General features: G+C 32.2%; 10 protein-coding genes. All 10 read left to right on the forward strand.

Annotation, left to right across the window (positions count from 1 at the left end; all coding sequences use genetic code 11):
* Positions 1-143 precede the first annotated feature (143 nt).
* The 10 genes from ES675_RS16035 to ES675_RS16080 all read left to right on the forward strand — a co-directional run bounded on the left by ES675_RS16035 (position 144) and on the right by ES675_RS16080 (position 8,332).
* Positions 144-605: a hypothetical protein gene (locus ES675_RS16035; protein ID WP_231931337.1), complete on the forward strand. Its 462-nt coding sequence runs from the start codon at positions 144-146 to the stop codon at positions 603-605.
* A gap of 178 nt (positions 606-783) precedes the next feature.
* Entirely contained in the window at positions 784-1,203 is a 420-nt protein-coding gene (locus ES675_RS16040) for a UPF0158 family protein (protein WP_066256947.1), read from the forward strand.
* A 248-nt stretch (positions 1,204-1,451) separates the two neighbouring features.
* On the forward strand, positions 1,452-2,033 hold the full coding sequence (locus tag ES675_RS16045; protein WP_066256942.1) for a DUF7010 family protein: 582 nt from the start codon (positions 1,452-1,454) through the stop codon (positions 2,031-2,033).
* Positions 2,034-2,036: 3 nt separating this feature from the next.
* The gene (locus tag ES675_RS16050; protein WP_148367564.1) at positions 2,037-3,737 is read left to right on the forward strand and encodes a phospholipase D-like domain-containing protein; all 1,701 of its coding nucleotides are present in this window, start codon (positions 2,037-2,039) and stop codon (positions 3,735-3,737) included.
* Positions 3,738-3,917: 180 nt separating this feature from the next.
* Positions 3,918-4,751: a helix-turn-helix transcriptional regulator gene (locus tag ES675_RS16055; protein WP_066256934.1), complete on the forward strand. Its 834-nt coding sequence runs from the start codon at positions 3,918-3,920 to the stop codon at positions 4,749-4,751.
* A gap of 99 nt (positions 4,752-4,850) precedes the next feature.
* On the forward strand, positions 4,851-5,420 hold the full coding sequence (locus ES675_RS16060) for a YceI family protein (protein WP_066256952.1): 570 nt from the start codon (positions 4,851-4,853) through the stop codon (positions 5,418-5,420).
* A gap of 43 nt (positions 5,421-5,463) precedes the next feature.
* Positions 5,464-5,994, forward strand: a complete 531-nt coding sequence (locus ES675_RS16065; protein ID WP_066256932.1) for a YceI family protein — start codon at positions 5,464-5,466, stop codon at positions 5,992-5,994.
* 68 nt (positions 5,995-6,062) lie between these two features.
* Positions 6,063-6,893, forward strand: a complete 831-nt coding sequence (gene ygiD / locus ES675_RS16070) for a 4,5-DOPA-extradiol-dioxygenase (RefSeq protein WP_066256950.1) — start codon at positions 6,063-6,065, stop codon at positions 6,891-6,893.
* 156 nt (positions 6,894-7,049) lie between these two features.
* Entirely contained in the window at positions 7,050-7,691 is a 642-nt protein-coding gene (locus tag ES675_RS16075; RefSeq protein ID WP_066256930.1) for a hypothetical protein, read from the forward strand.
* Positions 7,692-7,855: 164 nt separating this feature from the next.
* On the forward strand, positions 7,856-8,332 hold the full coding sequence (locus ES675_RS16080; RefSeq protein ID WP_066256927.1) for a hypothetical protein: 477 nt from the start codon (positions 7,856-7,858) through the stop codon (positions 8,330-8,332).
* The last annotated feature ends 316 nt before the right edge of the window (positions 8,333-8,648 follow it).

The following is an 8,648-nucleotide window of genomic DNA, read 5'->3' on the forward strand; positions in this document are numbered from 1 at the left end:
AACACCGTATATAATTTATTGCTGGCTTCTTGCCTACTTGCGAAAGTCCTCGCGGACTTTCTTTGTCCGTAATTATTTACTAAATTAGTTGCTTAAAACACGCAACAAACCATATACAACAACGTTGCCATTAATTTAAAAAAATGAACAAATCGATAATAATTTTACTTCTGACTTTATTAATTTCTAGCTGTACAGATATTAATCAAACGGAAAATAAGATTACGGAAATAGAAACTTTGCGTGCGGAAAACGATAGTTTGAAAAAGATTGTAGCGGAAATAAATAATAAATATGTATTTGACAGTATCTCATTTCGGGACATTTACAATCCGAAAAACACTTACGAACAAGATTCGGATTTTAATATTGAACTTTTAGTAGTTGGATATAACCCAAGCAAAAGCTATTTCGTGAAATTTGACAGTATTGTTGACGGACAAAAAATAAATGCAGATACTTTAAAACAAAGCAACGGCGGATTTAAATATAATACAAAACTGACTGAAAAAGAAAATACGATCCGAATTGAAATGAACGTGGAAAACAAATATGGAAAGAAAAAAAGCGGAACATTATTTGAAACAATACGGATAAAAAACTAATGGCAACACCGTATAAAAATAATTGCGGTTTAGTGCTAAAACAAAGGCAATTGCGTGTTTGCCTGCATCTGATTTTCCTTCGGAAAATCCTCGCATACAAACCCGCAACTATCCTTATACATAAACGTTGTGAGCAAGCTAAAAAAAGCCCGTTATACGATTTAAAAACTGATTTGAAATGGATGATTCCAAGTCGAAAATAATTAAAGAAATAGCCCAGAATCTGAATTGCGGATTAGACTCCTATTTCAATTCTAAAACCGATGAAATTATAAGTATTCCGAATTTCTCACAGATTGCGGACGAAGAAGAATTTCAAGAAGCCTTTAAAGCGGATTTACAAAAAATATCTAAAAACGAATCTGATTATATAAAAATTGAGGTTCTAGAAAGTTTTGAGTCGTTTAAAATTATGGAACGATTTGTTAACCAAATGCCCGAAAATCAATTGAAATCGGATTTAGAGAAAACTTTACAAAATAAAAAGCCATTTCAAAATTTCAAGTATTCAATCGAAAACTCTGATTTCAGGAAACTATGGTTTGAATTTAAACAAAATGAACTTGAAAAAATTGTTACGGACGAATTAGACCTATAAAAAAGCCTGCACACAACACTGTGTATAAAAAATGCTTATTTTAGTGCTTAATCAAAAGGAAAGTGCGTGTTTGCTTTCTTCCGATTTTCGTTCCGAAAATCCTCTGACACAAACACGCACTTTTCATACACAAAACCGTTGTGGTGCATTTAAGAAAAATTCGTAATAGCATTAAAATTTTAGAAAATAAAGTAATTTTAATAATAATACTTGAGAAATATAACAAGATAAACTGACCGAATTAACTAATGAATAAAAGAACTCTCGAAGAACAACGAATTGAATTTTCAAATCAAAAATTTCTCGCTACACCTTTAGCTGGACTAATAGTTTGGACAATTATAGGGTTTGTTGGAATATTTTTCTCTGATTTTATAGCAGTTTGGTCAATTTTTATTGGAACAGGTAGTATTGTATATTTAGCTATGTTTATTTCAAAATATACAGGCGAGGATTTCCTCGACAAAACAAAACAAAAAAACGAATTTGACAAGCTTTTCTTTTTTACGGTTGGACAAGCACTTTTAGCTTATTCTATTGCAATTCCATTTTTTATTATAGATTATTCTTCATTGCCTATGACAGTCGGAATTTTGACAGGATTAATGTGGTTGCCATTTTCTTGGATAATTAATCATTGGGTTGGAATTTTCCACGCAACTTTCAGAACGACAATAGTTCTTGCACTTTGGTATTTATTACCCGAATATAGATTTATTGCTATACCATTCGCAATTGTACTGATTTATATAATAACAATCGGTATTTTGAAAAACAGGGGACATAAAGAAGAAAGTGGGAATAAAAACGCACCACAACACAATATATAAGCTATGGCTTGGTCAGTCCTCACTTGGAAAATCCTGCGGATTTTCCAAAGCCAGTTTTTATCAGGAAAGGTCTGTGCCGAAACACGCCACAGCTCATATACCAAACGTTGTGGTGCATATAAAAAAAACGAAATGCGAGTAGAATTTTTAGGTCACGGACTTCATAAAGACCATACCAACACGGTTGGACACTATATGATTGATTCCTTTAAAAATGACGATTACTACTCTTTTGTTGGGTTCTCTGCATTTACGAAAATGTCAGGGATTAACAGAATAAAGAAAGAATTACTTGAAGCTTCAAAACAATTTAAGTCTTTAAAGTTCTATCTTGGAATTGTACCAAAAGGAACTTCGAGAGAAGCTCTTCAGTTTTTAATCGACAATAATATTGAAACTTGGATTTTCTGCACAGAAGACCAAATAATGTTTCATCCAAAAATCTATTTTTTCCAAGGCAAGCATAATTATCGATTTATTACAGGCTCTTCAAACTTGACAAGTTTTGGACTATTTGATAATATAGAAGCATCTACATTTTTTGAATTCTCAAAGACTAATCAGCAAGGAAAAAAATTAGTTAGACAATTTGAAGAATATTTTGATACTATATTGAATGGTACGGATAAAAATGTACAGAAACTAACACAAGAAGTTTTAAAAGACTTAGAAGATTCAGGTTTTATATGGCCCGAATCGAAGACAAATGCAGAGCACGAATTTTTAAAGTCAAATAAAATAGCTTTTGCTAAAAGAAAGAAACTGAAATTTGATAAAGGTTCTTTAGGCAAAATTGAATCAAAACCATCTTCAAACAATTATGATTCTGAATATATTCCAGCGATAACTCAAGATTATTTAAATTCTTGGCCTGACTTTTTCGATTTATTTAAGGAGTTTAAGAAAGAAAACAAGGACAAAGGAGATAAATATAGTGTGGTTGTTCAAAGAGATTATAAAAATCCATCCTTATATAACTGGTATCTAAAACAAAAGATATACTTCAAAAATAAAATACTACCACCTGAACACGCAGAACTACTCAAAAAAGAGCATTTCTATTTCGGTGATGCACATAAATTATGGCAAGAGTGGAAAGACAGCACTAAACTAAAGTTGTTACAAGAAGCAGTTGACGAAGGAGAAAACATCGGACTTAGCCAACGATACGAATACAGAGGTGTGCGTCTTGGAACTTGGATTCAAGCAATTAAAAAAGCTAATAAATCAGGAAAGAAATTAGATACAATGGAGAGAATAAATGAAATTCTCGATTTATCTTCTAAGAGCAGGACACCAATAGATACTGCTACAAGATTTATTAATGACCTTATGGAAAGAGAAAATCCAAATAAAGCTAATTTTCAAAACAGGTTTAATAGTGCTTTAAGAGATAGAATTGATGAACTTCCAGATGAAATACAACAAGACATAGTTGATGCTTGGTATTTAGTATTTGACGAAGAACGTCCATTAGGAAGAATTAGAACTCGACAAAAAGACAGAACGGAAGAATGGAAATCATTTCGTTATGACAAGTCGATTAATCCAAAAGGTAATTGGTTCTTACCTGAATCTATAGTTGGAAATATATACCATTGGATAAGACAAAAAAAGGAAAACAAAACAAGAATGGAATTAATTAGAAAGAATTTTAACGAACAAGAAAAAAGTGAACTACGGAGAGAAGGATTTCTAATTTAAAATAAAATACGCACCACAACACCGTATATAATTTATTGCTTGGTTCTCGCCTACTTACGAAAGTCCTCGCGGACTTTCTTGGTCTGTAATTATTCACTAAACTAGTCGCTTAAAACACGCAACAAACCATATACAAAAACGTTAGCTGCAACCTGAACAAACCAACGAGCATCCTATTAAATGAATAGACTTTTCCACATATTCAAAGTTGACGGAGCAGATGCAAAAAGAATTTCCGCACAACCTGACGAACCTCACAATCACGACTTTGAAGAATTATTGATTGGAATAAACGGTGAGTTGGAACATTTCATTGATTTTAATACTACCAAAATTCAAGCACCTTTTGTGAGTTTCGTCACCAAAGGAAAGGCGCACCGACTAATACCAAGAATTTATAACGGGAAATGCGACATTTGGGGAATTCGTTTCAAGAGCGAATTTATTCCCGAGACTACATTTCAACTATACTCTCTCTATCACGACCAAGCTAACATAAAATTTGAAAAAGGGTATTGTTTTCAAAGATTGGTTACACTTTGTGAGATGATGTATTCAGAAACACAACAAGAAACAACTGACCTTTCCATAATAAGACAACTATTAAGTGTTCTGTTCACTATGATAGAAGCCGAAAGAAAAAAGTTAGAACCACAAAACGAGCCTTTGCAAAAAACACAGCATATATCGTTCGGAAATTTTCTGAACATTCTTGAAGAAAATTATCGAAGACCAGTTGGCGTGGAATTCTATGCAGAAAAACTATTTATGTCATCAAGAAATTTGAATCTAATTTGCCAAAATATTTTAGAGCAAAGTGTTTCTGAAATAATCGAAACCCGTAAATTGATTGAAGCAAAAAACCTATTGATTTCCACCGAAAAAACTATTTCTGAAATTGCCTACGAGTTGGGGTATAACGAAAACTCATACTTCTCTAATGTGTTCAAAAAGAAGGCTGGACAATCGCCAACTGAATTTAGGGACGATATGCAAAAAAGGCTCACTTCCTAAATTTACAACTCAACTACCGAATAGTGTTATTCAAAACATAAGCATTGTTGCTAATTTTGTAATCAAATAACAATTCAATAGAATTTAAATTTAATGATTATGAAAAAAGTAATGTATTTATTAGCAATGACCTTTATAACTATAGGTTCATACGCACAGACCCAATGGAAAGTAGACCCTTACCATTCGTCCTTAAATTTTAATATTTCCCACTCTGGAATTAGTCTTGTAAACGGGAAGTTTTTAGAATACGCAGGAAACTTAACTAAAAACGGAGAAGCTCTTAACGATGCAAGTTTCGATTTTACTGTTGATGTAAAAAGTATAAACACCGACGTAGAAAATAGAGACAATCACTTAAGAAGTGCTGATTTTTTTGAAGTTGAAAAGTACCCTAATATGACTTTTAAGAGTAATAAAATTTTAGCAACAGGTAAACCAGACCATTATTTACTATATGGTAAGCTCACTATCAAGGATGTTGCGAAAGATGTGATTTTTGATGTAAATTTTGGAGGAATTGCCAAGAGCGACAAAGGGGAAAAGTTAGGTATGAAAGCTGAAACAATCATCAATAGGATTGATTATAATATTGATTATGACCCAACAGCTGTTGGCATTGGAAAAGATGTAACCATAGTAGTCAACTTACAGTTTGCCAAGCAGTAATATTTTTTAAAATTATTTATAAAAGAATTAAAACTTAATAAAAATGAAAACAACAAAATGGGCAATTGACCCAACACACAGCGAAATCACTTTTAAAGTAAAACACTTAATGATTTCTAACGTAAAAGGAGAATTTAGAACTTTTCAAGCTAACATTGATGGCGAAGATTTTACAAACTCTACAATTTCGGCAAACATTGATGCAAGTTCTATATCAACCAACAATAACGATAGAGACACGCACCTAAAAAGTCCTGACTTCTTTGAAGTAGAAAAATATCCAGTAATTACATTTGTAAGCACTTCAATCAAAAAAGTAGATGATGATGAATTCAAATTAGTAGGCGACCTTACAATTAAAGGAACCACTAAAGAAATCACGTTAGATACCGAGTTTGGAGGTTTTATGAAAGACCCTTACGGAAACGAAAAAGCAGGCTTTTCCATAAATGGCAAACTGAACCGTAAAGACTTTGGACTCAATTGGAATGCTGCCTTGGAAGCAGGAGGCGTTATGGTTGCAAATGAAATTAAAATTTACGCAGAGGTTCAATTTATAAAGCAAGTTTCATAATTTATTATGAAATGGATAGAAAACGATTTATAAAATCATTGGCGTTATTGCCACTAATAAGTAGAAGTATGAATTTAAAAGATTTAAACAAAATGACTTCAACAATGAGTAACACAGGCAAAATGCCTGTGTTATTTCTTGGTCACGGAAGCCCAATGAATGCCATTGAAGAAAACGAATTTGTTACGGAATTCAGAAAATTGGGTAAAGAATTGGCACGACCAAATGCTATCCTTTGTATTTCTGCACATTGGGAAACAAAAGGTACGTTTGTTACTGCAATGCAAAATCCGCCAACCATTCACGATTTTGGTGGTTTTCCACAAGCATTATTTGATGTTCAATATCCAGCAAAAGGAAGCCCAGAACTTGCACAAGAAACCAAAAGTATTATAACCAAAACAGAAGTTGGATTAGATGATAAATGGGGACTTGACCACGGAGCGTGGAGCGTAATCAAACATCTATATCCAAATGCCGATATTCCAGTAATACAAATGAGCATTGATTATTCGCAACCAGCAAAATATCATTACGAATTAGCTAAAGAAATTAGTAGCCTTCGCCAGAAAGGAGTTTTGATTATTGGAAGTGGAAATATAGTCCATAATCTACGTATGGTAGCTTGGAAAAAATTAAACGAACAATATGCTTATGATTGGGCAATAGAGGCAAACGAAAAAATGAAAAGCCACATTTTAAGTGGAGACCATCAAAAACTTATTGACTTTAAATCACAAGGAAAAGCCTTCGATTTGGCTATTCCGACACCTGAACATTATCTGCCTTTACTTTATACATTGGCATTAAAAGAAGAAAATGAAAAAATAACATTATTCAACGACAAAGCAGTCGGTGGTTCGTTATCAATGACCTCTCTAAAAATTGAATCTGAATAAGAAATCGAAAAAAGGCAGCAGCTAACAACGTATATAAAAAATAGCGGTTTAAGTGCTAAATCGAAATGAATTTTATAAATTTAAGGTCTGTGTTTAACCGAAAAATTAGTGCGTAAAATCCGCTACTTTTCATATACAAGACCGTTACCAAACATTATGAAAACAATTCTGCGAACAATTATATTTTTGATTTCAATTGTGAGTTTCTCACAAGAAAAATTAATTGGCAAGTATTGTTTAACTTTTGGAGAAGGCGATGCTACTTGCATTGATTTTAAAGACAATAATCGATTTGAGTACGAAGTATCCGGATGTTTAGGTGTTTCATATTTAGGTAGCGGAGTTTATGAGCTAATAGATAGTAATTTGAAATTGACATTTGACAAAAAAGAACAGATTCTAAAAAGCGGAATTGTGATAAAAGAAAACGCAACGGAATCTGAAAAAGAAACTGAATTCAAGTTTGAAATAAAAGACGAAAACGGATTTGAAATCCCAATATACATAATGAGATTATCTGATTCAAAATATTTTCGTATCGATGAAATAACACAAAATATAAAAATTGCGAAAAATAGCTCAATTGAAATATATAGAATCAGTTTTCCAGGATATGAAGTTATCGATTTAAAATTGGATAGTAAAACAGATAAAGAAATTCAAATAAACCTATTTCCCGTCCAACCACTGCTGATTTCTGACAAAGAACTGAACTGGGAATTAACTGATTTTAGTGATAATGGATTTTCTGTCGGACATAATCCATACGGATATAAATATCGAAAAATTGAAAAATAACATTTGGTAACACCGTATAAAAATAATTGCTACATCAGTGCTTAATCAAAGGTCGTTGCGTGTTTGTAACGTCTGATTTTCCTTCGGAAAATCCTCGCATACAAACCCGCAACTATTCTTATACATAAACGTTGCCAACCATTTGAACTCACTCATACGCTGAAATGAATCCAGAAGATAAAGAGCTTGCCGAAAAAGTAATTGATTTCTTTAAAAAATCTAAAAAGTCAAAATTAATTCCTGCGACTGACTTAAAACATCTTTTACCTGACAATAATATAGCTGAAAAAGTAATATATCCTTTAGAAAAAGACTTCGGACTTATTGAACGTTGCGGAAAATCTGCTTTTAGATTAACCAATAAAGGTTGGGATTTCACTTCTTTCTCTAATTTTAAACAAAGTTCTGATTTCATAAACAATGATTTTAGTAATTCAACGATTGGGCAATTTAATCAAGCGGATTTTTTAAAAAATAAGAAAACCGAAATAAAACAGAATATCCAACCTAAAACAAACGAAAAACAACAAAACGCAATAATTTCATTTATAGAAAAATTTTGGTGGCAAATATTAATCCCGTTGGCTATTGGAATAATATTGATATTAATTGAAAAAGGTATAATTAACATTGGAATTTGATTTTAAAATTAATAATCTGATTAAAAAAAAAACGGTAGGCAACACTGTGTATAATTAATGGCTAGTTTGAGCTTGCTTACGAAAATCCTCGCGGATTTTCTATTCGGTTTTTATTTGCTAAATTAGGTGCTTAAACACGCCACTAATCATACACAAACACGTTGGCAACCATTGCTGTACCGCAAAAATTTCTAAAAAAAGATCTCACTCTATTCTTCCGATTTATCACTGTTACGGAACATAACGCACTTCCGATTTACCACTGTTGCGCTCAATTCTGTCGCTTTAATAAAACTAAAAAATCGATTTTAAACTA

It is taken from the genome of Algorimicrobium algoritergicola, from assembly GCF_008086165.1.
GTDB classification, from domain to species: Bacteria; Bacteroidota; Bacteroidia; order Flavobacteriales; family Flavobacteriaceae; genus Algorimicrobium; species Algorimicrobium algoritergicola.

What these genes read in the sequence shown, in the direction of transcription:
- ES675_RS16035 (WP_231931337.1), top strand. Translation starts at nt 144, where the DNA reads ATGAACAAATCGATAATAATTTTACTTCTGACTTTATTAATTTCTAGC.
- ES675_RS16040 (WP_066256947.1), top strand. Translation starts at nt 784, where the DNA reads ATGGATGATTCCAAGTCGAAAATAATTAAAGAAATAGCCCAGAATCTG.
- ES675_RS16045 (WP_066256942.1), top strand. Translation starts at nt 1,452, where the DNA reads ATGAATAAAAGAACTCTCGAAGAACAACGAATTGAATTTTCAAATCAA.
- ES675_RS16050 (WP_148367564.1), top strand. Translation starts at nt 2,037, where the DNA reads ATGGCTTGGTCAGTCCTCACTTGGAAAATCCTGCGGATTTTCCAAAGC.
- ES675_RS16055 (WP_066256934.1), top strand. Translation starts at nt 3,918, where the DNA reads ATGAATAGACTTTTCCACATATTCAAAGTTGACGGAGCAGATGCAAAA.
- ES675_RS16060 (WP_066256952.1), top strand. Translation starts at nt 4,851, where the DNA reads ATGAAAAAAGTAATGTATTTATTAGCAATGACCTTTATAACTATAGGT.
- ES675_RS16065 (WP_066256932.1), top strand. Translation starts at nt 5,464, where the DNA reads ATGAAAACAACAAAATGGGCAATTGACCCAACACACAGCGAAATCACT.
- ygiD (WP_066256950.1), top strand. Translation starts at nt 6,063, where the DNA reads ATGAATTTAAAAGATTTAAACAAAATGACTTCAACAATGAGTAACACA.
- ES675_RS16075 (WP_066256930.1), top strand. Translation starts at nt 7,050, where the DNA reads ATGAAAACAATTCTGCGAACAATTATATTTTTGATTTCAATTGTGAGT.
- ES675_RS16080 (WP_066256927.1), top strand. Translation starts at nt 7,856, where the DNA reads ATGAATCCAGAAGATAAAGAGCTTGCCGAAAAAGTAATTGATTTCTTT.